This window comes from Phreatobacter aquaticus, assembly GCF_005160265.1.
Taxonomy (GTDB): Bacteria; Pseudomonadota; Alphaproteobacteria; order Rhizobiales; family Phreatobacteraceae; genus Phreatobacter; species Phreatobacter aquaticus.
Genome location: NZ_CP039865.1, coordinates 4,831,179 through 4,856,059, shown reverse-complemented (window position 1 = coordinate 4,856,059; position 24,881 = coordinate 4,831,179). Strand labels below are relative to the sequence as shown.

Genomic DNA, 24,881 nt, shown 5'->3' with positions numbered 1-24,881 from the left:
CAACCGGGCGCCGTTTTTGCTTGGCGGTGCTGTATTTTGCTTGAAGCCGGCCAAAATCTGGCCCAACTCCACGCTTGATAGTTGAGATGACCAACAAGGGGGCGGCAATGACGTTCGGTCGGGCATTGAAGGCCTGGATCCGGTTCGAACTGACGGCGGCGATCGTGCTGGCGGGCGTCGTGCTCGCGGCGGCGGGCCTGCCGGCGAAGGCGCAGTCAGGTGCCGACCTGATCGATCGCATCCAGCGGCTGGAAGCGCAGATCCGGTCGATGAACGGCATGCTGGAGCAATCGCAGTTCCGCATCCGCCAGCTGGAGGACCAGCAGCGGCGCACACAGGCCGATCTCGAATTCCGGCTGAACGAGCTTGAGAGCCAGCGCGGCGGGGCTGCCCGTCCGGGCCAGGCCCGTCCGGCCCAGCCGGGCGGCGCACCCGCCCAGCAGCAGCCTGGCCGGCGTTCCGACGCCTTCGATCCCTCGGCCCAGCCGGCAGCGCCCGGTCAGCCGCGCGATCTCGGCGGCATTCCCGGCGCCAATGCGGCCCCGCCGCGGGTTGCCGGTGGCGCCCAGCCGGGCGGAGCGGGGGGCGCTGCCCAGCCGCTCGATCTTGGCCAATTGTCCGGCCAGGTGGCCGCCGATCCCTCGCTCGAGCCGCGGGGACCTGCCGGTGGCGGTGCTCAGCCGCCGACGCTTGGACCGAGCGGCACGCAGCCGATCATCGCGTCATCGCCGCGCCAGGAATATGATCAGGCGACCGCCATGGTGAACCGGCGCGAATACGAGCAGGCGGAAATCGCGCTGCGCGGATTCCTGGCGGCCCATCCGCGGGACCGGCTGGTGGGCGACGCCACCCATCAGCTCGGCGAGACCATGTATCTGCGCCGCCAGTATCGCGAAGCCGCCGAGCAGTTCCTGAAAGTCTCGACCGATTATCCGCGCTCCGCCCGCGCGCCCTCCAGCCTGCTCCGGCTCGGCCAGTCGCTGAACGCGCTCGGCGAGCGCGAGGCCGCCTGCGCCGCCTATGCCGAGTTCAACCGCAAATTTCCCAATGCCGGCCAGCAGACCAAGCAGGCTGTGGCCAACGAGCAGCGCCGTGCCAGCTGCTGAGCCGGTCGCGCCTTTCGCCGATTCCGAGCTTTCCGACCTTTTCGATCGCTTCTCCGCCGAGCCCGCCCTCGTCCTCGCCGTGTCCGGCGGGCCTGACTCGATGGGCATGATGGCCGCCGCCGCCCGCTGGCGCGCCGCTCTCGGCTCCGGACCCGTCCTTCATGTCGCAAGCGTCGACCATGGGCTGCGCGCTGCGTCCGCCGATGAATGCGCCGCCGTGATGCAGTCCGCCACCGCGCTTGGTCTAGAGGCTGCGACGCTGGCCTGGACCGGCGACAAGCCATCGGCCGGCCTGCAAGAGGCGGCGCGTGCCGCCCGCTACAGTCTGCTTGCCGACCATGCCCGCACCGTCGGCGCCCGCCTCGTGATGACCGCCCACACGATCACCGATCAGGCCGAGACCGTGATGATGCGGCTGACCCGCGGCTCCGGTCCGCTCGGGCTGAAGGCGATGGCGGCGGAAAGCCCGCGCGACGGCGTGGTCATCGTCCGGCCGTTCCTGTGGGAGCGCGGCGAGCGGCTGGCCGCCACCGCCGAGGCCCAGGGCCTGACGCCGGTGCTCGATCCCTCCAATGCCGACGACCGGTTTGCGCGGGTGCGCATGCGGAAACTGCTCGCAGCTCTGGAAGGCGAGGGGCTCGATGCCGAGCGCCTCGCGATCCTCGCCGGGCGCATGCGGATGGTCGACGAGGCGCTGCGCCACGGGGCCTCGGCGCTTGCCGAGGCGAGCCGGATGGCCTCGATCGTGCCGGGAGCGCAGGTCTTCGATGCGACCAAATGGCGCGATCAGCCGCTGGCGACCATCCAGATGCTGCTGTCGATCGCCCTGGCCGAAGCCGGCGACCCCGCCATTGCCGAGCGGCTGGACGCGATCGAAATGCTGTCCGGCACCATTCTGATGGCCATCGACGGCCATATGGCCCATCGGGAGACGCTCAGAGGCGCCTTGATCAGCGTGACACCCGAGGGACGGGTGATCATCGCGCGTGAACCGCCGCGCCGCGCTGGCGGCATTGCCGCACCGCCACAAGGATCGATTGACGCATCGGGCAGTTAGCGCGAAGAGAAGCGCAATCTCGCAGGCCGCGCTCCTTGGCAAGGTCGGACAGCGAACCTACATTACGCATAGATACGGGTCCTGCCGTTTTCCGCACGGACGAGGCGCGCCACTTCGGCGTTGCCCGCGCGACATGACCCCGGAGAAAGACCGCGATGAACTCCAATTTCCGGAATCTCGCCCTCTGGGTGATCATCGTCCTGCTTCTGCTGGCGCTGTTCACGCTGTTCCAGAGCCCGCAGACGCGGCAAGGGGCTTCGGACATGCCGTTCTCGCAATTCCTCACCGAGGTTGATGCGGGCCGCGTGCGCGACGTCACGATCCAGGGCCCCGAGGTCAATGGCCACTTCACTGATGGCCGGACCTTCCAGACCTATGCGCCGCCGTTCCCCGGCCTGACGCAGAAGCTGTTCGACAAGGGCGTGCAGGTCCAGGCCCGCCCGCCCGGCGAGCAGGTTCCGTGGTTCGTGGCGCTCCTCGCCCAGTGGTTCCCGGTCATCCTCTTGATCGGCCTGTGGATCTTCATGTCGCGCCAGATCCAGGGCGCGGGCGGCAAGGCCATGGGCTTCGGCAAGTCCAAGGCGAAGCTGCTGACAGAGGCCCATGGCCGCGTCACCTTCGAGGACGTTGCCGGCATCGACGAGGCCAAGCAGGACCTGCAGGAGATCGTGGAGTTCCTGCGCGATCCGCAGAAGTTCCAGCGGCTCGGCGGCCGCATCCCGCGCGGCTGCCTGCTGGTCGGTCCGCCCGGCACGGGTAAGACGCTGACCGCCAAGGCGGTGGCGGGCGAGGCCAATGTGCCGTTCTTCACCATTTCCGGTTCGGACTTCGTCGAAATGTTCGTCGGCGTCGGCGCGAGCCGCGTGCGTGACATGTTCGAGCAGGCCAAGAAGAACGCGCCCTGCATCATCTTCATCGACGAAATCGACGCTGTCGGCCGCCATCGCGGCGCTGGCCTCGGCGGCGGCAATGACGAGCGCGAGCAGACGCTGAACCAGCTTCTGGTCGAGATGGACGGCTTCGAGCCGAACGAGGGCATCATCATCATCGCGGCGACCAACCGCCCCGATGTGCTGGATCCCGCCCTGCTGCGTCCCGGCCGCTTCGATCGCCAGATCGTCGTGCCGAACCCGGACGTCAACGGCCGCGAGAAGATCCTCAAGGTTCATGCCCGCAAGGTGCCGCTGGCTCCCGATGTCGACCTCAAGATCATCGCCCGCGGCACGCCCGGCTTCTCGGGTGCGGACCTGATGAACCTGATCAACGAGGGTGCCCTGCTGGCCGCCCGGCGCAGCAAGCGCATGGTGACCATGGCCGACCTCGAGGACGCCAAGGACAAGGTCATGATGGGCGCTGAGCGCCGGTCGATGGCGATGTCGGAGGAAGAGAAGAAGCTGACCGCCTATCACGAGGCCGGTCACGCGATCGTCGGCCTGAAGGTGCCCGCCGGCCTGCCGGTGCACAAGGCAACCATCATCCCGCGCGGCCGCGCGCTCGGCATGGTCAAGTTCCTGCCCGAGGGCGACCGCTACTCGATGAAGTACAAGGAATATACCTCGCATCTCGCGGTCGCCATGGGCGGGCGCGTGGCCGAGGAGCTGACCTTCGGCAAGGAGAACGTCACCTCCGGCGCCGTCGGCGACATTGACCAGGCAACCAAGATGGCGCGCGCCATGGTGACCCGCATGGGCTTCTCCGAGGAGCTCGGCATGGTGGCCTATGGCGACAACCAGGAAGAGGTGTTCCTGGGCATGTCGATGGGCAAGCAGCAGAACATCTCGGAGTCCACGGCTCAGAAGATCGACAGCGAAGTGCAGCGCCTGGTCAATGAGGGCTATGTCACCGCCAAGCAGATCCTGACCGAGAACCACGATGCCTTCATCACGGTGGCCGAGGCGCTGCTCGAATACGAGACGCTGACCGGCGACGAGATCAAGGACCTGCTGATCGGCAAGCCGCCGGCGCGCGAGGCCGAGACCGACCGGGGCCAGGGCCGCGGATCGGCCGTGCCGACCGCCGGCAAGGGCCGCCGTCCGGCCAATGATGACGGGCTGGAGCCGCAGCCTCAGGCGTGAGGTTCGGCCTGCTCGAATGGGAAAATGGAAAGGGGCCTTCGGGCCCCTTTCTCTTTGGGGCGGGGGGAACCCAGCCCAGCCTGAGAGCTGCTGCCACAACCCCACCCCAATCCTCCCCTTTGCAAGGGGAGGGGAGAGGGCGCGCCTGGGCCTTGGGCCATGGGTCCGGCTGATCCGATCCGCGCCGTTGGCCCCGCTGCACTGATTGGCCGTACCTCATCCTGAGGTGCGAGGGAGCCCGCGACCGAGCCTCGAAGGACGTGTGTCCGCGGGCAGAGAGAAAGAGATCCTTCGAGGCTCGGCTTCGCCTCGCACCTCAGGATGAGGACGGGAGGGCTGGCGCTGCAAGTTCACCCGGAGAGATGGCGCTGGGACCTCACTCGAGAGCTGGCGCCACAACCCCACCCCAACCCTCCCCTTTGCAAGGGGAGGGGACAGGCTCAGCATCAAGACATCGGCTGGCCCGTCAGTCCCAACCGTCATCCCCGGCGAGCGAAGCGAGGGAGGGGGATCCAGGGGCCACGCTGCGGATGGCTGGAGACATCTCTGGACCCCCTTCCCTCGCCGTTTCACGGCTCGCCGGGGGTGACGGAATGGAGCTGCCCCAGCGCCCCCACCACACCCGGCAGCAGAGCCGCCCTCAAGCCGCCTGGGCGGTCGCGTCCTTCAACAGCCGGGTCGCCTGTTCCGGCGTCATCGGCTCGCCGAAGGCATAGCCCTGCGCGAAGTCGCAGCCGAGCTGGTAGAGCTCCACTGCATCGGCGTCGATCTCGGCGCCCTCGGCCACCACGTCCATGCCGAGATCATGGCCGAGCGCGATGATGGAGCGCAGCATGACCGGCCTGATGCCGCGCGAATCCGCCCGCACGAAGCTCTTGTCGATCTTGATCGTGTCGAAGGGGAAGCGCTGAAGATAGGCGAGGGAGGAATAGCCCGTGCCGAAATCGTCCAGCGACAGGCCGGCGCCGAGCTCGCGGATGCGGGTGAGCATCTGCGCGGCATATTCCGGGTTCTCCATCACCAGGCTCTCGGTGAGTTCGATCTTGAGCGAGCCGCGGGCGACCGGCGCGCGGGCCAGCACGCCCTTGATGTCCTGCAGGAGATCGTGGCGCAGCAGCTGGCGCGAGGAGACATTGACCGCGGTGAACAGCGGCGGATCGAGCGGCATCAGCTGCTGCCACTGGTAGAGCTGGCGTGCCGCGCGATCGAGCACGAACAGGCCGAGCTCGACGATGAGGCCGGTCTCCTCCGCAATGGCGATGAATTCGGCCGGCGGCAGGCGGCCGAGGCGGGGATGGTCCCAGCGCACCAGCGCCTCGAACCCGGCGAGCGTCCGGTCGGCAAGCCGGACCACCGGCTGGTAGACCAGCGCGATCTCGGAGCGCTCGAGCGCACGGCGCAGATCGCTCTCCATGGCGAGGCGATCGGTCTTCTGAGCGCGCAGCGCCTGTTTGAACACCTCGATGCGATCGCCGCCCAGGCGCTTGGCGTAGTAGGCGGCGAGTTCGGCATCCTTCAGAAGGTCTTCGCGCTTCTGCTGGCTGCCGTCGCCAAGCGCGATGCCGAGCGATCCCGTGAGGAAGATCTCGCGGTCGCCGAAGGTGATCGGCGCGCGCAGGGTCTTGCGGATCGTCTCGGCAAAGGCGGTGATCCGGTCGAGCGCGCGCTCCGACACCAGGATGATGCCGAACTGGTCGCCGTTGAGCCGGGCGAGCGTGTCCTGCGGTTTCAAGAGGCGGGCAAGCCTGCGCGACACGGTGAGCAGGATGGAATCGCCGACCGAGATGCCGACGGAATCGTTGACCTGCTTGAACCGGTCGATGTCGAAGACCAGCACGGTCGGCCGGCGCGCCTCGTCGGTGCGCGCCTGCATCAGAGCGGCATCCAGGCGGTCAAGGAACAGCTCGCGGTTCGGCAGGCCGGTGAGATTGTCGTGCACGGCGTCGTGCAGCAGGCGCTCTTCCGCGATCTTGTATTCGGTGACGTCGGCCAGCGTGCCGACGAGGCGGACCACCTCGCCATCGGTGCCGACCACGGGCCGGGCGCGCAGCGCGAACCAGAGGAAATGGCCGTCGGCGGCGCGCATGCGGAACTCTTCCACCAGCCGGCCGCGGCGATGTTCCACCACCGTATCGAGGGTGGAACGGATGCGGTCGCGGTCGCTCGGGTGCAGCGCCTCGATGAACCGGGTGGCGGCGCCTTCCAGCGCGCCGCGCTTCAGACCCAGATGCTGCTCCGCCTCCGGGCTCACCCAGATGCGGTTGGTGGTCACGTCCCAGTCGAAGATGATGTCGCCGGCCCCGGTCAGGGCCAGCGCCTTACGCTCGGTGTCGGAGACCAGGCCCTTGGCGACGCCGCCGCCGGCAAAGGCGTGCTGCATCACCGTGAAGCCGATCAGCATGACCAGCAGGACGAGCGCGCCAAGCAGCGCCGGCGAGGCGATCTCGTTGTTGAGCCGGCCGGTGACCATGAGCAGCGCCGCGCCGCCCCAGATCATGAACAGGATCCAGGTGGGCACGAGGTTGATGGCGCGGTCGTAGCGCAGGAAGGCGAGATAGACGAGGATCACGGTGCCGAGGATGGTGACGATGCCGATGGCGATGCGGGCAATGCCGGCGGCGATCGAGGGATCGAACCAGGCGACCGTCACCAGACCGCCGGCAAAGGCGAGCCAGACCGCCATCAGCACGGTGTAGCGCACGTGCCAGCGGTTGAGGTCGAGATAGGCGAAGAGGAAGATCATGAGCGTGGCGGAGAGCACCGCTTCCGCTGTCGCGCGCCAGAATCTGACCGCCTCCGGCGGCAGCACCATGATCCGGGTCCAGAAGCCGAAATCGAGCGCCAGCGTGCCGAGCACCGCCCAGGCGAGCAGGGCGGCCGCCGGGAACATCAGCGAGCCCTTGACCACGAACAGGATGGTGAGGAACAGCGCGAGCAGGCCGGCAATGCCCAGCACGATGCCGCGATAGAGCGTGAACGAGTTTTCGCGGTCCTTGAAGGCGTCGGGCTGCCAGAGCGTGATCTGCGGCAGGCGCGGATCGCGCAGTTCCGCGACGAAGGTGATGGTGGTGCCGGGATCGAGCGTCACCAGGAACACGTCCTGGTCGACCGCCGACTGGCGCTCGGGCCGGAAGCCCTGGCTGGGGGTCAGCGCCACGATGCGCTGGGAGCCAAGATCGGGCCAGATCAGGCCTGAGCGGATCAGCCGGTAATGCGGCACGACGATCAGCCGGTCGATCTGCTCGTCGGTGGCGTTGGAGAGCGCGAAGACCGCCCAGACCGGGCTCGAATTCGGCCGCGTGTGGCGCACTTCCATGCGGCGCACGATGCCATCGGCGCCGGGGGCTGTCGGCACCGACACGCCACCATCGCCCGTGCCTTGGACGAATTCCACCGCGCGACCGAGATTGACCGCGGGCGTGGTCGGCGTCACCGCCACCGGATCGAGCGCAAAGGCCGGCCGGATAGCCGCTCCGGCCAATGAGCCGAGGACAACGCAGCACAGGATGAGGAAGCGCAGGGGGATGAGCGGGGTCCGCACGTGAGGCCGTGTCCGCAGCTTGGATGGAACAGGCGTCACGCCATGGGCCTCGCTTGTGGCGCCATTGCGGCACCGGCCTGAGTCTTGATCTACAGGCTGACTTAGCCGCGCTTCACGCGGTGTGGCAAGGCGGGCGGCGTCGCAGCCCCGTCTATCCCAGTGTTTTCGAGAACTGGGCGAACTTTTCGGGCATCACGCTGGTGCCGGCGCCCGGTTGCGAGGGCCGGACGAAATTGCCGTCGACCACGCGGATCGGCTCCTCGAAACAGTCCTTGATCCAGGGGATATATTCCAGCATCGCGCTTGCCGGATGCCAGTGGGCGAGGTGGACATGCACCTGGCTCATGTCGCCGGCATGGGCGACCACCGGCAGTCGCGCGCCGTGGGCGATCTCGGCGACGCGGATATATTCGGTGATGCCGGCAAGGCGCGTGACGTCGGGCTGGACGTAATGCACCGCGCCGCGGCCGATGAACTCGGAAAAGGCCTCCGCCGTGTAGAGCTGTTCGCCGAGCGCGACGGGGATGCGGCTTGCCCGGGCGAGAGCCGCATGGCCTGCAATGTCGTCGTACCAGAGCGGCTCCTCGAACCAGAAGATGTCGAGCCCGTCGGCCTCGCGGCAGAAGCGAATGCAGGTCGGCAGGTCCCAGCGGCCATTGCCGTCGATGGCCAGCATCAGGCCGGGACCGATCGCCTTGCGGACGGCGGCAAGCCGCTTCAGGTCGCGCGCCATGTCGGCCGATCCGACCTTCACCTTGATGCCGCGGAACCCTTCCTCCTCGACGGCGCGGCGCGAGCCCGCGATCAGCTCGTCGTCGGGGATCGACAGCCAGCCGATATCGGTGTTGTAGGCCATCAGCCTGTCCGAGGTGGAGCCGCCGAGCAGCTTCCATAAGGGTTGGCCCGCGCGCTTGGCCTTGATGTCCCACAGCGCGATGTCGAGCGCACCAAGCGCGATATGGCTGATGCCGGCCCGGCCGATCCACTGCACCGGCGGGTGGCGCGCCAGCTTCTGCCAGAGCCGGGTGATGTCGGCCTCGTCCTCGCCGATCAGCAGCGGCGCATAGGACGTGGCAATGCACTGGGTGATCAGCCGGTCCCCCATGAGGTCGGCATGGGTGCCGGTGAAGCCGGTGCCGACGAGGCCGTCATCGGTGTGCACCCGCGCGCCCACCACGCCCCAATGCGACAGGGTGTGGGTGGAATCGGAAATGCTGGAGCCGGTCACCGGCACATGAAGGATGAACGGTTCGACTGAAATGATGGCCATGGGGGCTTGCTGCTGCCGGTGACGGGGCGGGCACTGTGGCGCGGGAGGCCCCAAGGCGGCAAGGCGGCCATCCGGCCTCCCAGGTGCGGCCATGCCCAATCGCCGCTTGCGGGACGGCGCGCCGTCGGCTTCTCTACGCGCCCGTTCGCCTGCCCCAAAGACAGGCTCTCCAAGACACGCCCCGGAGACGTCCCATGCAGCCCCGCAATCTCGGCCGCTCGAGCCTGAAGGTCTCGCCCATCTGCCTCGGCACCATGATGTTCGGCGGGCCGACCAATGAGAAGGACGCGGTCAAGATCATCGGCCGGGCCAAGGATGCCGGCGTCAATTTCATCGACACGGCGGATGTCTATACCGAGGGCCGCTCGGAGGAGATCACGGGCCGCGCCATCAAGGCCGACCGCTCGCAATGGATCCTCGCCACCAAGCTCTGCAATCCCACCGGCCCCGGCCCGAATGATCGCGGCCTTGGCCGCGGCTACATGTTCCGCGCGGTGGAGGCCAGCCTGAAGCGCCTCGGCACCGATGTGATCGACATCTATTACCTCCACAAGGAGGACCATTCGACATCGCTCGCCGAGACCGTCTCGGCGCTCGGCGACCTCATCCGGCAAGGCAAGATCCGCCATTGGGGCGTGTCGAATTTCCGCGCCTGGCGCATCGCCGAAGTCTGCGCCATCGCCGACCGGCTCGGCATCGACCGCCCGGTGGTCTGCCAGCCCTATTACAACGCCATGAACCGCATGCCCGAGGTGGAGGTTCTGCCGGCCTGCGATTTCTACGGCCTCGGCGTGGTGCCCTATTCGCCGCTGGCGCGCGGCATCCTGTCGGGCAAGTACGACCCGAAGTCCCCGCCGCCGGAAGGCACCCGCGCGGCCCGCGCCGACACGCGCATGATGCAGACGGAATGGCGCAAGGAATCCCTCGTCATCGCGCAGAAGCTGAAAGCCCATGCCGAGAAGCGCGGCATCACGCCGGGCCAATTCGCCACCGCCTGGGTGCTGAACAACAAGCTGGTGACCGCGGCGATCGCCGGCCCGCGCACCATGGCGCAGTTCGAGGATTATCTCGGCGCGCCGGGATATGCCTTCACCAAGGCCGACGAGGCGCTGGTGGATAAACTGGTGGCAACGGGCCATCCGTCGACGCCGGGCTATAGCGATCCGGCGTACCCGATCGAGGGGCGTGTGGCGCGGTAGGGATGAGGCTCTAGCGGAGAGCCGCACTCACCCCGCACGCCGCTGGCGCGCTGTCCGGATGCGGTCTCCGCTCCAGCCGGAACGTCGTGCAGCCCTCGGCCTGGGTCACCCTGCCCGACAGAACCTGGCCGGTGGCGTCCATCGTGCCGGTGAGCCCCACGGTCTCGTAATTGCGCGGGCGGACGATCCAGCGCCCGCCGGCGAGCGTCAGGCGGCGTGTCTGCGGATCATAGCGGCCGGTCTGGCTGAAACAGCCGGAGGGGACGGCTGGATTGCTGGCATCGGCATAGAAATGGAAGGTCGCCCGCGCGCGGTCGGGGTTTGCCTCGTCGATGGTCAGCGTCAGGCCGGTGCGGCCCTGCAGGCAGACATAGGTGCCGACCCACGAGCCGGTGATGGAGGCATTTGTGGCGGAGGGGGCGGCCGGGGGCGGCGTCTCGGCGCCGGTCTTGCCCTTGGCTTGCGCGAGCGCCGCGGGGCTTGCCGCGATCAGCCAGAGGCCGGCAAGCGCGAGGAGGTGGGCCGGCATTCTGGCGCGCATGGCGGTCTCCGCGGGGCAGGCGGCCGGAACAGGCCATGCCGTGAGTTCGCCGCGATCGGCGCTGCCGGGTCAAGCCCCGGACAAGCCCTCAACCCGCCTTGAGCAACTGCACCGGCGCCGTCACCACGCGGTCGCGTCCGTCGCGCTTGGCCTGATAGAGGCCGGCATCGGCCTCGGCGAGCAGCCTGTCGAGGCCGCCGGGCGTGCTGGTGGTGGCCGAGACGCCGATGCTGACCGAGACGCGGATCACATCGTCGCCGTTGCGGATCTCGAGGCCGGCAATGCGGGCGCGCAGGCCCTCGGCAATGATGGAAGCGGTGGCGAGCGGCGTTTCCGGCAGGAGGCAGCCGAATTCCTCGCCGCCGAGGCGTCCGAACACCTCGTTCGGCCGCAGGTGCTGGGAGATCGCCTGGGCGAGCGCCACCAGGACGGCGTCGCCGCCGGCATGGCCATGGGTGTCGTTGATTGCCTTGAACCGGTCGACGTCGATCAGCAGGACGGAGGCCGGGCGGAGCGTGCGGCGCGCTTCCGCGAGCTTCACCTCTGCCTGGTCGAAGAAGGCGCGGCGATTGGCGAGCCCGGTCAGCATGTCGGTCTCGGCGGCCAGGCGGTAGCGGTTTTCCGCGCGGTCCTTGGTCAGCGACATCTGCAGGAACGAGATGATGGTGACGTGGATCAGACCCTCGATGAGGGTCAGCGACATGAGCGGGCTGGTGAACAGGTCGACGCCCTTGGGCACGCCAAGATAGAGCAGCAGCGGCACGCGCAGAATGAAGATGCCGGCGTGAATCGCCATCCAGAAATAGGTCGGCGCCCGCGATGCGAGCGGCTCGGTGCGGTAGCTCCACAGCGTGTAGGCGGTCGCCATCCAGATCGCGCCGCTGAACGTGGAATTGACCGCCATGCGCGCCTCGATCGAGGCGTAGAAGACCGGTCCCTGGCACAAGGCCAGCCAGACCAGCGAGGGGATGAGCAGCAGGGGCCACCAGACCGGCTTGCCGCAGAAGCGGCGCATGCCGGCAAAGCTCAGCATGAAGCTGAAGTAGAGGGCCGCATTGGCGACATCGATGCTGAGCCGGTCGTTCCAGACCTGCCGCGTGCCGAGCAGGCCCAGCGCCAGGGCGGCCATCAGGTTGGACAGGCCCCAATAGACGAGCGAGACCTCGGAACGGTTCTGGCGCGACGACAACAGATGCAGCACGCCGGTCGCAAGCGCCACCATCACAAGGGTGAGCAGCAGTGTCGGTGCGTGCAGCGACGGCATTGTCGAGGCGGCCCTTTCCCAGGCGGACCCTGCCGACTCAGGACCACTGCGTTGTGGCCGGTCGTCCGTGGGCGCGCTAGAATTGTCCGAAACATCCTCACCAGAGGTTAAGATCGAAGGGCTTGGCGTCATAAGGCGAGCATTGCTCGAACGCTGCCCCGCAATCGCTGGCTTTCCTTCGGCGTGGCGCGGGGGTATGGAGCGCATCGATCTCTTGCGATGATGAGTTTTCGCCATGTCCGACACGCCTCCCGACCGCCTGTCCACCGATCCGTCCAGCCCGTTCTATGACGAGGCGGCGCTGTCGCGGGACGTCGGAATCCGCTTCAAGGGCGTGGAAAAGACCAATGTCGAGGAATATTGCGTCAGCGAGGGCTGGGTGCGGGTTGCGGCTGGCGTCGCCAAGGACCGCAAGGGCAATCCCCTGACGCTCAAGCTGAACGGCCAGGTCGAGCGCTATTTCCGGAATTCCTGACGCCCGACGGGGACAAGTGCGGCCGGGGCATGGCGCCGGCTACGGGATAAACCGCTGATCTGTCTCGCGTTTTGCCTGCAACCCCGCCGATTGTTCGATCAGCCGACCGCCCATCCGCCGAACCCGTGCGATGATCTCTCCCGTCTCCTGCCGGAGAAGGGAGCGCACGGGGCGTCCGTGCGCCCGGCCGGGGAGCGGTGGCCGGGCTTCGGGATCTAACGCAATCCCTGGTTCGGCGGTTCAAGCCGTCTCATCCCGGCGTCCCGAGCGGGCGCCGCTGTAGTGGAGGATAGAAAGCGCAGTCCTCCAGGGGTGCAGGCGGAGCAGACCTCAAACGCCGCGCGCGGGCCGGTCCGGCAACGGACGTGAATGGCTCAGTTTCAAAAACCGGTTCCTGCCGCCAGACGCGGCCGGAGCCGGACCGGTCCGCGCCGCCTTCGCGAGGCGGCCTTGATGGGCAAACCCCGGCCGGGAGGCGCGGGGATGAAGGCGTTGGGGGGTAGGGGGAGGGCGAACAGACCTGCCGAGCAGCCCCAAATATCACCGAAAATATTGCGATATTGCTGATCGCTGTGATATATGAACACGCATGTGGCGCATGAAGACGATCATCCTTTCTCCCGCCGCTGCCAAGGATTTCGACGGCCTCCCGGCGTCGGCCCAGATCGCGATCGACATGGCGATGTCGCGCTATGCCATCGAGGGGACTGGCCATGTCATAGCTCTCGTCGGGCGCTAGGGTTTCCGGCTCCGCGTGGGGGAATACCGGGTGATCTTCGACGAGGACGGAGCGACCGTCCTTGCCTTCTATATCGGCCGCCGGTCGTCCACGACCTATCAGCGGAATTGAGGAGATGAATGTCATGAGCCCGGCGATCCACACCTTCATGACCCCTGGCGGCGAGGAGATGGTGATCATGTCTCGTGCGGAGTTCGACCGCCTGGCGGCTCTGGCATCAGAGGCGGAGGAGATGGCCGACGACATCGCGGTCTATGATGCCCGCAAGGCGGCGTTTGCAGCCCAGGGGCGGATGGTTCTCCCCGCCGAGGTCTCCGCGCTCATTCTCAAGGGGAAGGGTGTTCTGACCGCGATCCGCAAATGGCGTGGGCTGACACAGGTGGAGCTCGCGAAAGCCGCAGGCATTGAGCAGCCCTATCTCTCGGCCCTCGAGAACAAGACGCGCCGTGGCACAGACGAGACTCTGGCAGCGCTCGCCAAGGCTCTCGACGTCCCCGTGGATTGGATCACGCCCGCGGCATGATGCGCGGCTTCTATCGACCTTCCCGAAGAAAGCCGCCCCCCGCCTGTCACACACGCTCACCAATGTTGAAGCCGCCCAAGGCGACAGAATGGCCGAAAGGAGCGTATAAGCCGCGTCCAGAGGCATCATTGCCCTTGATTCGACGAAGCCGCCGGACACGCGGCCCTGAACAAGAAAAGGCAGGCCATGGCCCGCAAATATTTCGGCACGGATGGCATTCGCGGCCGCGCCAATTCCACGCCGCTGACGCCCGAATTCGCGATGAAGGTCGGCCAGGCCGCCGGCATCGCCTTCCAGCGCGGTGACCACCGCCACCGCGTGCTGATCGGCAAGGACACGCGGCTGTCCGGCTACATGATCGAATATGCGATGGTCGCCGGCTTCACCTCGGTCGGCATGGACGTGCTGCTGGTCGGCCCGCTGCCGACGCCGTCGGTCGCCATGCTGACGCGCTCGATGCGCGCCGATCTCGGCGTGATGATCTCGGCCTCCCACAATGCCTTCCCCGACAACGGCATCAAGCTGTTCGCGCCCGACGGCTACAAGCTGTCCGACGAGGTGGAGCACGATATCGAGAAGCTGCTCGACCAGGATCTGACCAAGCATCTGGCCGGATCGCGCGCACTCGGCCGCGCCAAGCGCATCGATGACGCGCCGGCCCGCTATATCGAATTCGCCAAGCGCACCCTGCCGCGCCATCTGGAACTCGGCGGCCTGCGCATCGTGGTCGATTGCGCTAATGGCGCCGGCTACAAGGTGGCGCCCGCCGCGCTCTGGGAGCTCGGCGCCGAGGTCATCACGATGGGCGACAAGCCCGATGGCTTCAACATCAACGACGAGTGCGGCTCGACCCATCCGCAGGCGCTGGTGGAGAAGGTGCGCGAGATGCGCGCCGATATCGGCATTGCGCTGGATGGCGATGCCGACCGCGTGCTGATCGTCGACGAGAAGGGCCAGGTCGTCGATGGCGACCAACTGATGGCAGTCGTCGCCCAGTCCTGGCTCGATGACGGGCGGCTGTCGGCGCCGGGCATCGTTGCCACCGTCATGAGCAATCTCGGCCTGGAGCGGTTCCTCGGCGGCCTAGGCCTTGGCATGGCGCGCACGCCGGTCGGCGACCGCTATGTGCTGGAGCACATGCGCGAGCATGGCTTCAATGTCGGCGGCGAACAGTCCGGCCACATCATCCTGTCCGACTATTCGACCACCGGCGACGGGCTGGTGGCGGCCTTGCAGGTGCTGGCCGTGGTGATCAAGAGCGGCAAGCCGGTCTCGGAGGTCTGCCACCGGTTCGAGCCGCTGCCGCAGATCCTCAAGAACGTCCGCTTCAAGGGCGGCAAGCCGCTCGAGAATGCCGGCGTGGTGACGGCGATCGACGACGCCAAGGAGAAGCTTGGCCATCACGGCCGCCTGGTCATCCGCCCCTCCGGCACCGAGCCGGTGATCCGCGTGATGGCGGAAGGCGACGACCGAGACCTGGTAGAGACTGTGGTCGACCAGATCGTCGATGCGGTGACCAAGGCCGCGGCGTAAGGGGCAGGGGGGCGCGGTCAGCGAGCCCTGGTAGCTGGCTCTCCTCACCTCTCCCCGCTTGCGGGGAGAGGTCGGCAGCGCTTGCTGCCGGGTGAGGGGCTCGTTCCGAGATCGTTCTGCGGGGCGATGCCATGGTCTCTCTCGAGCGATTGCTCTTCCCGGCCTGACCTGCCCCTCACCCGACCTCGGCGTTGCCTCGGTCGACCTCTCCCCGCCTGCGGGGAGAGGTGAGGAGAGCCCCGGCCGAAACTCTCTTTCAATCACCCCACCCCAACCCTCCCCTCGATGAGGGGCGGGGGTATCTCCGCTCTCGCTGGTGCCTGTTCCAACTCTCGGCGCGGCCGTCAGGCCAGGCGCACTCTTCCCCCTTCCCTCGTGAGGGGAGGGTTGGGGTGGGGTGCATGGCCAAGCGCAAGGCATGACCCAAAAGCCACAGGCCAGACCGCCGTTCACCTGCCGATAACCTTAATCCTTAGGGTTAAGCCGGATTTAAGGACTTGCTGCGACGGTTGGGCTCGTCGGCTGGTTCCTGTCCCCATGGAACCTGGCCGCTCAGGTCAGGAACACCGCCATGCGTCGTCTTTCCCTTCTCGCGCTCGCCGGCTTCGCCGCGATCGCCTTCACCCAGGCGGCGGATGCCGCCGACATGGGCTCGCCCGTGATCCGCGGTCCGGTCGTCGAAGCTCCCGTCGACGAGGGCGGCTGGTACCTGCGCGGCGATATCGGCCTCGGCACCCAGACCGCCAAGCGCTGGCAGTACAATCCGAACCCGCCGCTCGGCATCACCAACGCCACCTACCAGCACTCGCTGTCGTCGACCATGTTCCTCGGCGCCGGCATCGGCTACGCGTTCAACTCGTGGTTCCGCGCCGACATGACGTTGGAATACCGCTCGGGCGGCCGCTTCACCGGCCGCGACATCCTGGTGGGTGCCCAGTCCTACGAGAACGTGCTGAACGGCAACATGTCGTCGCTGGTCGGCATGGTGAACGGCTATGTCGATCTCGGCAAATGGTGGGGCATCACGCCCTATGTCGGCGCCGGTGTCGGCTATGCCTACAACCGCATGGGCGCGACCTTCGATACCGGGGTGGTCGTCGGCGTCGGCGCCTCGTCCGGCGTGATCAATGGCGGTTCCACCGGCAACTTCGCCTGGGCTCTCATGGCCGGCATGGCCTGGGACGTTTCAGCCTCGACCAAGGTCGAGCTCGGCTACCGCTACCTGAACCTCGGCACGTTCCGCTCTGGCGCGCCGTGCCCGACCTGCACCACGGCCGTGCAGAACTACGAGATCAAGGACGTGGTCGCCCACGATATCCGCCTCGGCCTGCGCTACAATCTCTCGACCCCGCCGGTCGCCGCGACGCCGGTCGTCGCTCGCTACTGAGCCAAGTTTCGCCTTCACGGCTGACGTCACGGCGCGGGCTCGCAAGGCCCGCGCCGTTGCCGTTTGAAGGGCAGGACCGGTCCCGAAACAGTTAATTCTTAACCTTAAGCCGGTCTTAACCGGCGCGCGGCACACTCCTCGCGAACAGGGGTGCGGTTCGCCGCCCCAATGGCATGACGCGTAAAAGGGTATCGGCAGATGGCACGCCTGAGGATGGTTCGCCGGATCTCGGCTGCGGCAATGACAGCCTGCCTGATGGCACCGGCAGCCGCGCTCGCGGCAGACATCGTGGTGCGGGCGCCGACCGCCCCGTTGGCGCCGCCCGTGCTCGCCGAGGACTTCTCGTCCGGCTGGTATGTGCGCGGCGACTTCACCACCAGCCTCTATCGCAGGCCCTCGGCGCGCTACTTCGATCAGGTCAACTTCGCGCCGGGACAGTGGGTCAGCCTTCGCGACACCCGGGGTGGAACCGCCTTCGGTGGCGGGCTTGGCCTGGGTTTCAAGTATCGCTGGTTCCGCCTCGACACGACGCTCGAGATCCGTTCGGCGGCCAGTGTCAGCGGCATGGCGCCGCCCGAAGGCAATTGGGCCTATGCCGGACCGCTGCCGTCGCCGGTGCGCACCGAACGCTTCGGCGTCGCCTCGCAGGCGGCCCTCGTCAATGCCTATGTCGATCTCGGCACGTTCGGGCCGGTGACGCCCTATCTCGGCGCCGGCATCGGTGTCGCGCGGCTGACCGCCGGCTCCTATTCGTCGACGCCGGTTGCTGCCGCCGCCCAGCTCGGTGAGACGACCGTGATCCCGACGCTTGCCGGCACGACGAAATGGACACTCGCCTGGGCCGGCATGGCCGGCTTCACCATCGACGTCACGCCGCAGACCAAGCTCGACCTCGGCTATCGCTATCTGCACATGGGCGCGCTGCGCTTCACCGACACCGCCGGTGGTGCCTATCGCACGACGGTGGCAGCCCATGAGGTTCGGCTCGGCCTGCGTTACATGTTCGGCGATGGGCTCGGGCAGTAGGCCGGGACGAAGGCCATCGAGGCCTGAACGCAAAGCCTGCCATTCCTCATCCTGAGGTGCACCCGGAGCATCAGCGATGGGTGCCTCGAAGGACCCCCATCCGCCGCCTCAGAAGAGCTCCTTCGAGGCTCGCTGTCGCTCGCACCTCAGGATGAGGTTCGGAGAGACAGCGCCGGGGATTGGCCGTGCCGCCGCGCCGTTTCCCATAGGGACAAACCCTCGCCGCCTTGACGGGACTCGGGCCCAAGCATATCTCCCTCCGCGGGACATACCCCCCCAACGGGGTACGCCCATCTGTGAGGATGGAGATCCAAATGGCGACAACCGCCCCGACTGCGCGCCCGCGCGCCAATACCTTTTCGTCCGGCCCCTGCGCCAAGCGCCCCGGCTGGTCTCTCAAAGCTCTGGCTGACGCGCCCCTCGGGCGGTCTCACCGTGCCAAGATCGGCAAGGCGAAGCTGAAGCTTGCCATCGACCTCACCCGCGAGGTGCTGCAGGTGCCGGCCGGCTACCGGATCGGTATCGTGCCGGCCTCCGACACCGGCGCGGTCGAGATGGCCATGTGGTCGATGCTCGGCGCCCGCGGCGTCGACATGGTCTCGTGGGAGAGCTTCGGCGAGGGCTGGGTCACCGACGTGGTGAAGCAGCTGAAGCTGACCGATGTGCGCACCATCACTGCGCCCTATGGCGAACTGCCGAACCTCAAGAAGATCGACACCAAGACCCGCGATGTGGTGTTCACCTGGAACGGCACGACGTCTGGCGTGCGCGTGCCGGATGCGAGCTGGATCGCGGATGACCGCGAGGGTCTGACGATCTGCGACGCGACATCCGCGGCGTTTGCCCAGCGGCTGGACTGGCCGAAGCTCGATGTCGTCACCTTCTCCTGGCAGAAGGTGCTCGGCGGCGAGGCGGCCCACGGCATGCTGATCCTCTCCCCCCGCGCCGTGGAACGGCTGGAGACCTACAAGCCGTCCTGGCCGCTGCCGAAGATCTTCCGCATGACCAAGGGCGGCAAGCTGATCGAAGGCATCTTCGAGGGCGAGACGATCAACACCCCGTCCATGTTGTGCGTCGAAGACTATATCGACGCGCTGAAGTGGGCGCAGAAGGTCGGCGGCCTCGACGGGCTGGTGAAGCGCGCGGATGCCAATACCCGCGTCATCGCCAAGTTCGTGAAAGAGAATGACTGGATCGACTTCCTGGCGGTCAAGCCGAAGACCCGCTCCAACACCTCGGTGTGCCTGAAGTTCACCGACCCGGCCGTGACGGCACTGCCGGCCGACGCCCAGGCGGCCTTTGCCAAGGGCATCGTCGCGACGCTGGAGAAGGAGGGCGCAGGCCTCGATCTCGGCCACTATCGCGATGCCCCTCCCGGCCTGCGCATCTGGTGCGGCGCGACCGTGCAGGCGCGTGATCTGAAGGCGCTGATGCCCTGGATCGCCTATGCCTTCGCGACCGAGAAGGCCAAGCTGAAGAAGGCGGCGTAACGCCCGCCCCAAGCCCTCTCCCGACGGGAGGGGGCTTCTTTCCAGCATCCCACATCATCCCTTTTCCCGGTGCCTTGCGGCGCCGCCCTCTCCCGACAGGGGAGCGGGTTCCTGCGGAGCTATCCCATGGCCCCTCGCGTTCTCATCTCCGACGCCCTCTCGCCCGCTGCCGTCCAGATCTTCAAGGATCGCGGCATCGACGTCGATTTCCAGCCGGCCCTCGGCAAGGACAAGGACAAGCTCGCCGCCATCATCGGCGACTATGACGGCCTTGCCATCCGCTCGGCGACCAAGGTGACGCCGGCGATCCTCGCAAATGCCACCAGGCTCAAGGTGATCGGCCGCGCCGGCATCGGCGTCGACAATGTCGACATTCCGAACGCCACCTCCAAGGGCGTGATCGTGATGAACACCCCGTTCGGCAACTCGATCACCACCGCCGAACATGCGATCGCGATGATGTTCTCGGTCGCCCGCCAGATCCCCGATGCCGACCGCACCACCCAGGCGGGCCTGTGGGAGAAGAACAAGTATATGGGCGTCGAGCTGACCTCGAAGACGCTCGGCGTCATCGGCTGCGGCAATATCGGCTCGATCGTTGCCGACCGCGCGCTGGGTCTGAAGATGAAGGTCGTGGCCTTCGATCCCTATCTGTCGCCCGAGCGGGCCGTGTCGATCGGGGTTGAGAAGGTCGAGCTCGACGAACTGCTGCGCCGCGCCGACTTCATCACCCTGCATGTGCCGATGACCGCGCAGACCAAAAACGTGCTGTCCCGCGAGGCCATCGCCAAGACCAAGAAGGGCGTGCGCATCATCAACTGCGCCCGCGGCGGACTGGTCGACGAGGTGGCGCTGCGCGAGGCGCTCGATTCCGGCCAGGTTGCGGGCGCGGCCTTCGACGTGTTCTCCGAGGAGCCGGCGACCAAGAACCCGCTGTTCGGTCATCCGAACGTCGTCTGCACGCCGCATCTCGGCGCAGCCACCACCGAAGCGCAGGAGAATGTCGCCCTGCAGGTGGCCGAGCAGATGTCGGACTATCTCCTGTCGGGCGCCATCACCAATGCGGTGAACTTCCCGTCGATCTCGGCGGAAGAGGCCCCGAAGCTCCGGCCCTTCGTGGCGCTTGCCGAGCGCCTCGGCTCGTTCCTCGGCCAGCTGACGGAAGCCCCGATCAAGGGCATTCGCATCGAGTTCGAGGGCAAGGTCGCCGATCTCAATGTCCGCCCGCTCACCGCTGCCGCCGTCACCGGCGTGCTCCGGCCGTTCCTGTCGGACATCAACATGGTCAATGCCGTCGGCATCGCCAACGAGAAGGGCATTGTCGTCGACGAGGTGAAGCGCGAGGCGCCGGGCGGCAATCTGGAAAGCCGCATCATGATCACGGTGGAAGCCGAGGACATGCCGCGCCACGCCGCCGGCACGGTGCTCGCCGATGGCAAGCCGCGCATCGTCGAGATCCGCGGCATTGCCATGGATGCCGAGTTCGCCGACCACATGCTCTATGTCCGCAACGACGACAAGCCGGGCTTCATCGGCCGGTTCGGCTCGCTGCTCGGCGAGGCGAATGTCAATATCGCGACCTTCAACCTCGGCCGCGACAAGCCGGGCGGCGACGCGATCTGCTTCGTCGCTGTGGACGAGCGGGTCTCGGATGAGCTGCTGGCCAAGATCCACGAGATCGCACAGGTGAAGCGGGCACGGCGTCTGGCTTTCTGAGGCGTCGCTGGGGCTGCCTGAGGGGTGGCTGCACCGACACTGTCTCTCCGATCGTCATGCCCGGCCTTGTGCCGGGCATCCACGACTTCAACTATCCGGCTAGCGGAACTCAAGTCGTGGATGGCCGGGACAGGCCCGGCCATGACCACCTGAAGGATGCCGGGCTGCGGACCGGCTTCTGATCCAGCAGCATCCGGCGTTCCGCGCCATTGCAGGCGCGGGCGCCCTCGTGCTTAGGATGGCCTCCCGGCTCGTCAAAGGTCTCCCGCCATGTTCGTCATCGTTCGCTTGCTGCTCGGCTTCATCGCGGGAGCGCTGTCGGTCCTGATCTTCCATCAGCCGACCATCTATGGGCTGACGCAGCTCGGGCTGATCAACGGCAATATCTACCAGATGGGCGCCGTCGGGCCGCTGGGGATCCCGCAGATCGCCAACCAGTGCTTCTGGGGCGGATTGTGGGGCATGCTCTTCGTGCTTCTGTGGGACCGTCAGGGCTGGGGCACGCGGGGCTCGTTGTTCGGCATGGTGTTCGGTCTGTTCGCAGGCCTGATCCTGTGGGGCGCGCTGCAGGGCGCTGTCGGCGACCTGAAGGCTGTCGCAGTGGCGCTGCCCTTCGGCCTGGTGCTGGCGGCGCTGCTCATCCTGATCGGACCGGAAGTGTTGTTCGGCATGGTCTTCGGCATCATGGGACCGGCCATGGTCAATTGGGTGGTGCTGCCGCTGATCCGCGGACAGCCGCTGTTTGGCGCAGGATCGGCCGGCGCGATCGGCCGCACGGCGTTGATCGGCGCGATGTTCGGGCTCGGAATGGCGCTGATCCTGTCGCTGATCGAACGGCTTGGCGGCCGCAGGGGCTGACTGGGAGGCCATCCCGATCCCTTCATTATGGTGCGGCCATAGCCCCCTCCCGCCACGTAAGTGGGGGGGAGGGTTGGGTTGGGGGCTTTGCGCTCTATCCTGACACCCCCCCTACCCCCCCGAAGACGGTGGGAGGGGATGAGGACCGGCCCGGTCGATCGGGCCCGCCAGAGAGTAAGCTGTGCCGTCAGGCCCCCGTCACGCCCGCTTGCCGCTCTCGGCCACCGCAATACCGCCGAGCACCAGCACCAGCGCGAGGGCGTGATACCAGGCGAAGACCTCGCCGAGGATCAGGGGCCCCAGCACGGCCGTCCAGACAGGCACGAGATTGACCCAGAGCCCGGCCCGGCCCGGCCCGATCAGCTCGACGCCGCGCATGAACAGCAATTGCGCGACGAAGCCCGGGAACACCGCGACATAGGCAATGATCAGCAGGGCCTGCCAGTCGGGCCAGATCGTCTGTCCGGCGGCGTATTCGGCGCTTGCGAGCGGCAGGGAGCTTGCCAGCGCGACCAGCGACAATCCGAGAAAGAACGGCTGAGCCGAGATCTTCGGCCGGTTTCGCAAAGCCACCGTGTAGATCGCATAGCCGAGGCAGGCGGCCAGCATGAGCAGGTCGCCGAAATTGAAGGTCATCTGCAGCAGCAGTTCGAGATGGCCCTGGGTCGCCAGCACCACGATGCCGATGAGCGTCACCACGATGCCGATCGCCTGCAGGCCGGTGATAGCGGTCCGATAGGCGAAGAAGGCGCCGATCAGAACCATGACCGGGATCGAGCCCTGGATGATGCCGATGTTCACGGCGGTGGTGTATTTGGCGGAGAGGTAGAACAGCGCGTTGAAGCCGGTGAAGCCTATGACCCCCATGATCACCAGCCAGAGGATGTTGGCGCGGATGGCCGGCCATTCCTCGCGGAAGGCGTGACCCGCCACGACCACCATGATCGCCAGCGTGCCAACCCAGCGCAGTTGCACCAGCAGCATGGGCGAGATGTGGCCGATGGCGAGCCGGCTTGCCACCGCATTGCCCGCCCAGATCATCGTGGTGGCGGCAAGGACGAGGTAGGGATTGTCGTAGAGCCGGCGCATGGGAGGCAATCCTCGGAGGGGCGCGCACTATAGGCAGGCGATGGCGATTGGGGCAGGGGGTGCAAGCAGGAGCGCCATGCTTCCGCCGCCGGTGGGTCACATTCCCCGGTCAGGGCGCCGTGGCGGGGTCACATTCCCTCACGCAAGTGTGAGGCTTGATCCACAGGAGCGTGACGATGATCTCCCCTGCCTCTGCTCAGCATCGCCTCTTGCCGCGCCGTCGCCTTGGCCGACGGCTTGCCCTGGTCTCCGCGCTCGCCTTGATGACGAGCCCCGCCTTCGCGGCGGAATTCGATCTGCCGTCGCGGATCGATCAGGTCACCGTGTTTCCTGACGGCGCCAGCGTCACCCGTCGTTTCGCGGTCGATGTTCCGGCCGGCGAGCATGTCGTGGTGCTGGGCGACCTCCCGCTGACCGCCGATCCCGGCTCGCTCAGGATCGCGGGAGCCGGCGATGGGGCGCTGATCGTCGGCTCGGTCGATGCCCGCCAGCCGCGTGCCTTCGAGCGCCCCGACCCAGAGCGGGTCCAGAAGCTGGAGGCGCTCCGCGACGAGCGCCAGAGCCTGGACGACCGCATCGCCGCCGAACGTCTGCGAAAGCGCGCGGCGGAAGCCCTCGTCTCGTCCAGTGTCCTGTCCGGCGGCGAGCGCGGCCTGAACGTCGCCGAAGCCCGCCTCGCGCTCGCAGCCGTGGTCGAGGAGACCAATGCCGCCGACACTGCCATTCGCGCGGCCGCCTTGCGCCAGCGCGCGATCGATCGCGAGATCGCCGTGCTGGATGCAGGGCTTCGGGCCCAGCCGCCTCGCCGGCTCGAGGCGCGCATCTCGATCGATGCACGCGCTGCCTACAAGGGCGAGCTCACGGTCACCTATGCGGTGCGCAATGCCCGCTGGCTGCCGGTCTATGACGCACGTCTCACCACCACGGGCACGAAGCCCGCGCTCGAACTGGTCCGCCGCGCCGAGATCCGCCAGGAGACCGGCGAAGCATGGGAGAATGTCACGCTCGGTGTCTCGACCGCGCGGGTGTCGCGCGGCGGCGCCGCGCCGCAACTGCAGCCAATGGTGCTGCGCTTGCAGGAGCCACGCTACCGGATGGAGGACAGCGTGAGTGGTGGAGCGTCGCGGTCATTGGCTGTCCCGGCACCGGCCGCGCCGATCGCGGGCCGGGTCGAACAGAACGAGAGCCGCGCCCAGGCCGCGCCGGTGACCGAGGCCGAGGCGGTCGTCGAGGCCGGCGGCTTCCAGGCTGTGTTTCACATTCCAGGTCGCTCGACGGTTGCCTCCGGCGAAACCGAGCGGGCCCTGCGCATCGGTTCCATGGCGATCGAACCGCAGCTGGTCTCGCGCGCCGTGCCGAGTGTCGATCCCACCGCCTTCCTGGAGGCGCAGTTCAAACATGCCGATGACGTGCCGCTGATGCCCGGCCGGGTCTCGCTCTACCGCGACGGCGTCTTCGCGGGCCGCTCTCAGCTGAAGGCGGCAACGCGCGAGGAACCGTTGACGCTGGGCTTCGGACCGGATGACATGATCAAGGTGGAGCATCGTGTGTTCCGTCAGACGGAGGGCTCGGCTGGCCTGATGGGCTCGTCAAGGGTCGACCAGCGCGAGTTCCGAATCAGCGTGCACAATGGTGCTTCGACGCCGAGGCGAATCGTCATCGAGGACCGCGTGCCGGTGACCGAGAACCAGGAACTCAAGGTGGAGACCCTGCCCAACCTGACCCAGCCGACCACCCGCGATGTGCGCGGCCGGCGCGGCATCGTGGAATGGGCCTTCGATCTCGCGCCTGGCGCCACCAGCGAGATCCGCCACGGCTGGCGGCTGCGCTGGCCGGCCGAGAAGATCCTCGGCCCGATCGGCCGTTCCTGAGGAGCTGATCCACTGGTGTGGCAGGGCTCGCTCTTGCCACTCCGCCTGCGATCCTTTATCCGCAGACTGCAAGGACCCCGGCCGAAAGCGGTGATCGCGCGGTCGGGGTTTTCCTTGCCAC

The 24,881-nt window shown here is 67.3% G+C and carries 19 protein-coding genes; 14 read left to right on the top strand and 5 right to left on the bottom strand.

The genetic code is table 11. From position 1 onward, the window contains the following. The first annotated feature begins 86 nt into the window (after window positions 1–86). From ybgF to ftsH, 3 genes are all read left to right on the top strand, one after another. The gene (gene ybgF, locus E8L99_RS23135; RefSeq protein WP_137101769.1) at window positions 87–1,106 is read left to right on the top strand and encodes a tol-pal system protein YbgF; all 1,020 of its coding nucleotides are present in this window, start codon (window positions 87–89) and stop codon (window positions 1,104–1,106) included. Continuing rightward, window positions 1,093–2,163: a tRNA lysidine(34) synthetase TilS gene (tilS, locus tag E8L99_RS23130; RefSeq protein WP_168201811.1), complete on the top strand. Its 1,071-nt coding sequence runs from the start codon at window positions 1,093–1,095 to the stop codon at window positions 2,161–2,163. The genes ybgF and tilS overlap by 14 nt, the downstream gene beginning before the upstream one ends. A gap of 155 nt (window positions 2,164–2,318) precedes the next feature. Next, window positions 2,319–4,238 carry an ATP-dependent zinc metalloprotease FtsH gene (ftsH, locus tag E8L99_RS23125; RefSeq protein ID WP_137101767.1) on the top strand — a complete coding sequence of 640 codons (1,920 nt, stop codon included), beginning with the start codon at window positions 2,319–2,321 and terminating at the stop codon, window positions 4,236–4,238. Between the two features lie 640 nt (window positions 4,239–4,878). Here ftsH and E8L99_RS23120 read toward each other — a convergent pair. Both E8L99_RS23120 and E8L99_RS23115 read right to left on the bottom strand, forming a co-directional pair. Then, a complete protein-coding gene (locus E8L99_RS23120; protein ID WP_391527461.1) occupies window positions 4,879–7,779 on the bottom strand; it encodes an EAL domain-containing protein in 2,901 nt (966 codons plus the stop codon). A gap of 151 nt (window positions 7,780–7,930) precedes the next feature. Then, window positions 7,931–9,049, bottom strand: a complete 1,119-nt coding sequence (locus E8L99_RS23115; RefSeq protein WP_137101766.1) for a mandelate racemase/muconate lactonizing enzyme family protein — start codon at window positions 9,047–9,049, stop codon at window positions 7,931–7,933. A 194-nt stretch (window positions 9,050–9,243) separates the two neighbouring features. Here E8L99_RS23115 and E8L99_RS23110 point away from each other — a divergent pair, with 194 nt between their 5' ends. Further along, on the top strand, window positions 9,244–10,248 hold the full coding sequence (locus E8L99_RS23110) for an aldo/keto reductase (protein WP_137101765.1): 1,005 nt from the start codon (window positions 9,244–9,246) through the stop codon (window positions 10,246–10,248). Between the two features lie 10 nt (window positions 10,249–10,258). Here E8L99_RS23110 and E8L99_RS23105 read toward each other — a convergent pair whose 3' ends face one another. Together E8L99_RS23105 and E8L99_RS23100 are read right to left on the bottom strand one after the other, a co-directional pair. Further along, complete coding sequence (locus tag E8L99_RS23105; RefSeq protein WP_137101764.1) at window positions 10,259–10,789, bottom strand: hypothetical protein; 531 nt, start codon at window positions 10,787–10,789, stop codon at window positions 10,259–10,261. Between the two features lie 88 nt (window positions 10,790–10,877). Next, window positions 10,878–12,053: a GGDEF domain-containing protein gene (locus E8L99_RS23100; protein WP_168201810.1), complete on the bottom strand. Its 1,176-nt coding sequence runs from the start codon at window positions 12,051–12,053 to the stop codon at window positions 10,878–10,880. A gap of 235 nt (window positions 12,054–12,288) precedes the next feature. Between E8L99_RS23100 and E8L99_RS23095 the strand changes: the two genes are divergently transcribed. The 9 genes from E8L99_RS23095 to E8L99_RS23055 all read left to right on the top strand — a co-directional run bounded on the left by E8L99_RS23095 (window position 12,289) and on the right by E8L99_RS23055 (window position 21,800). Further along, the gene (locus E8L99_RS23095; protein ID WP_137101762.1) at window positions 12,289–12,528 is read left to right on the top strand and encodes a DUF3297 family protein; all 240 of its coding nucleotides are present in this window, start codon (window positions 12,289–12,291) and stop codon (window positions 12,526–12,528) included. A 598-nt stretch (window positions 12,529–13,126) separates the two neighbouring features. Next, the gene (locus E8L99_RS24020) at window positions 13,127–13,267 is read left to right on the top strand and encodes a hypothetical protein (protein WP_252511201.1); all 141 of its coding nucleotides are present in this window, start codon (window positions 13,127–13,129) and stop codon (window positions 13,265–13,267) included. Between the two features lie 124 nt (window positions 13,268–13,391). Further along, window positions 13,392–13,790 (top strand): helix-turn-helix domain-containing protein, encoded by a 399-nt coding sequence (locus tag E8L99_RS23085; RefSeq protein WP_252511200.1) that lies wholly within the window; start codon window positions 13,392–13,394, stop codon window positions 13,788–13,790. Window positions 13,791–13,976: 186 nt separating this feature from the next. Then, window positions 13,977–15,323, top strand: coding sequence for a phosphoglucosamine mutase (gene glmM / locus E8L99_RS23080; RefSeq protein ID WP_137101761.1), 1,347 nt, complete (start codon window positions 13,977–13,979; stop codon window positions 15,321–15,323). A 571-nt stretch (window positions 15,324–15,894) separates the two neighbouring features. Beyond that, a complete protein-coding gene (locus E8L99_RS23075; RefSeq protein ID WP_137101760.1) occupies window positions 15,895–16,710 on the top strand; it encodes an outer membrane protein in 816 nt (271 codons plus the stop codon). 198 nt (window positions 16,711–16,908) lie between these two features. Beyond that, the gene (locus E8L99_RS23070) at window positions 16,909–17,736 is read left to right on the top strand and encodes an outer membrane protein (protein ID WP_137101759.1); all 828 of its coding nucleotides are present in this window, start codon (window positions 16,909–16,911) and stop codon (window positions 17,734–17,736) included. 314 nt (window positions 17,737–18,050) lie between these two features. Continuing rightward, on the top strand, window positions 18,051–19,226 hold the full coding sequence (locus tag E8L99_RS23065; RefSeq protein WP_137101758.1) for a phosphoserine transaminase: 1,176 nt from the start codon (window positions 18,051–18,053) through the stop codon (window positions 19,224–19,226). Between the two features lie 126 nt (window positions 19,227–19,352). Next, complete coding sequence (serA, locus tag E8L99_RS23060) at window positions 19,353–20,942, top strand: phosphoglycerate dehydrogenase (protein ID WP_137101757.1); 1,590 nt, start codon at window positions 19,353–19,355, stop codon at window positions 20,940–20,942. A gap of 270 nt (window positions 20,943–21,212) precedes the next feature. Continuing rightward, window positions 21,213–21,800, top strand: coding sequence for a hypothetical protein (locus E8L99_RS23055; protein ID WP_137101756.1), 588 nt, complete (start codon window positions 21,213–21,215; stop codon window positions 21,798–21,800). Window positions 21,801–21,998: 198 nt separating this feature from the next. On the opposite strand, the gene E8L99_RS23050 is transcribed toward E8L99_RS23055, so the two are convergent. Next, complete coding sequence (locus tag E8L99_RS23050; protein ID WP_137101755.1) at window positions 21,999–22,889, bottom strand: DMT family transporter; 891 nt, start codon at window positions 22,887–22,889, stop codon at window positions 21,999–22,001. A 176-nt stretch (window positions 22,890–23,065) separates the two neighbouring features. On the opposite strand from E8L99_RS23050, the gene E8L99_RS23045 reads away from it, so the two are divergent. Beyond that, window positions 23,066–24,760 carry a mucoidy inhibitor MuiA family protein gene (locus E8L99_RS23045; RefSeq protein ID WP_137101754.1) on the top strand — a complete coding sequence of 565 codons (1,695 nt, stop codon included), beginning with the start codon at window positions 23,066–23,068 and terminating at the stop codon, window positions 24,758–24,760. Window positions 24,761–24,881 lie beyond the last annotated feature (121 nt).

What these genes read in the sequence shown, in the direction of transcription:
- ybgF (WP_137101769.1), top strand. Translation starts at nt 87, where the DNA reads ATGACCAACAAGGGGGCGGCAATGACGTTCGGTCGGGCATTGAAGGCC.
- ftsH (WP_137101767.1), top strand. Translation starts at nt 2,319, where the DNA reads ATGAACTCCAATTTCCGGAATCTCGCCCTCTGGGTGATCATCGTCCTG.
- E8L99_RS23115 (WP_137101766.1), bottom strand. Translation starts at nt 9,049, where the DNA reads ATGGCCATCATTTCAGTCGAACCGTTCATCCTTCATGTGCCGGTGACC.
- E8L99_RS23110 (WP_137101765.1), top strand. Translation starts at nt 9,244, where the DNA reads ATGCAGCCCCGCAATCTCGGCCGCTCGAGCCTGAAGGTCTCGCCCATC.
- E8L99_RS23105 (WP_137101764.1), bottom strand. Translation starts at nt 10,789, where the DNA reads ATGCGCGCCAGAATGCCGGCCCACCTCCTCGCGCTTGCCGGCCTCTGG.
- E8L99_RS23100 (WP_168201810.1), bottom strand. Translation starts at nt 12,053, where the DNA reads ATGCCGTCGCTGCACGCACCGACACTGCTGCTCACCCTTGTGATGGTG.
- E8L99_RS23095 (WP_137101762.1), top strand. Translation starts at nt 12,289, where the DNA reads ATGTCCGACACGCCTCCCGACCGCCTGTCCACCGATCCGTCCAGCCCG.
- E8L99_RS24020 (WP_252511201.1), top strand. Translation starts at nt 13,127, where the DNA reads ATGAAGACGATCATCCTTTCTCCCGCCGCTGCCAAGGATTTCGACGGC.
- E8L99_RS23085 (WP_252511200.1), top strand. Translation starts at nt 13,392, where the DNA reads ATGAGCCCGGCGATCCACACCTTCATGACCCCTGGCGGCGAGGAGATG.
- glmM (WP_137101761.1), top strand. Translation starts at nt 13,977, where the DNA reads ATGGCCCGCAAATATTTCGGCACGGATGGCATTCGCGGCCGCGCCAAT.
- E8L99_RS23075 (WP_137101760.1), top strand. Translation starts at nt 15,895, where the DNA reads ATGCGTCGTCTTTCCCTTCTCGCGCTCGCCGGCTTCGCCGCGATCGCC.
- E8L99_RS23070 (WP_137101759.1), top strand. Translation starts at nt 16,909, where the DNA reads ATGGCACGCCTGAGGATGGTTCGCCGGATCTCGGCTGCGGCAATGACA.
- E8L99_RS23065 (WP_137101758.1), top strand. Translation starts at nt 18,051, where the DNA reads ATGGCGACAACCGCCCCGACTGCGCGCCCGCGCGCCAATACCTTTTCG.
- serA (WP_137101757.1), top strand. Translation starts at nt 19,353, where the DNA reads ATGGCCCCTCGCGTTCTCATCTCCGACGCCCTCTCGCCCGCTGCCGTC.
- E8L99_RS23055 (WP_137101756.1), top strand. Translation starts at nt 21,213, where the DNA reads ATGTTCGTCATCGTTCGCTTGCTGCTCGGCTTCATCGCGGGAGCGCTG.
- E8L99_RS23050 (WP_137101755.1), bottom strand. Translation starts at nt 22,889, where the DNA reads ATGCGCCGGCTCTACGACAATCCCTACCTCGTCCTTGCCGCCACCACG.
- E8L99_RS23045 (WP_137101754.1), top strand. Translation starts at nt 23,066, where the DNA reads ATGATCTCCCCTGCCTCTGCTCAGCATCGCCTCTTGCCGCGCCGTCGC.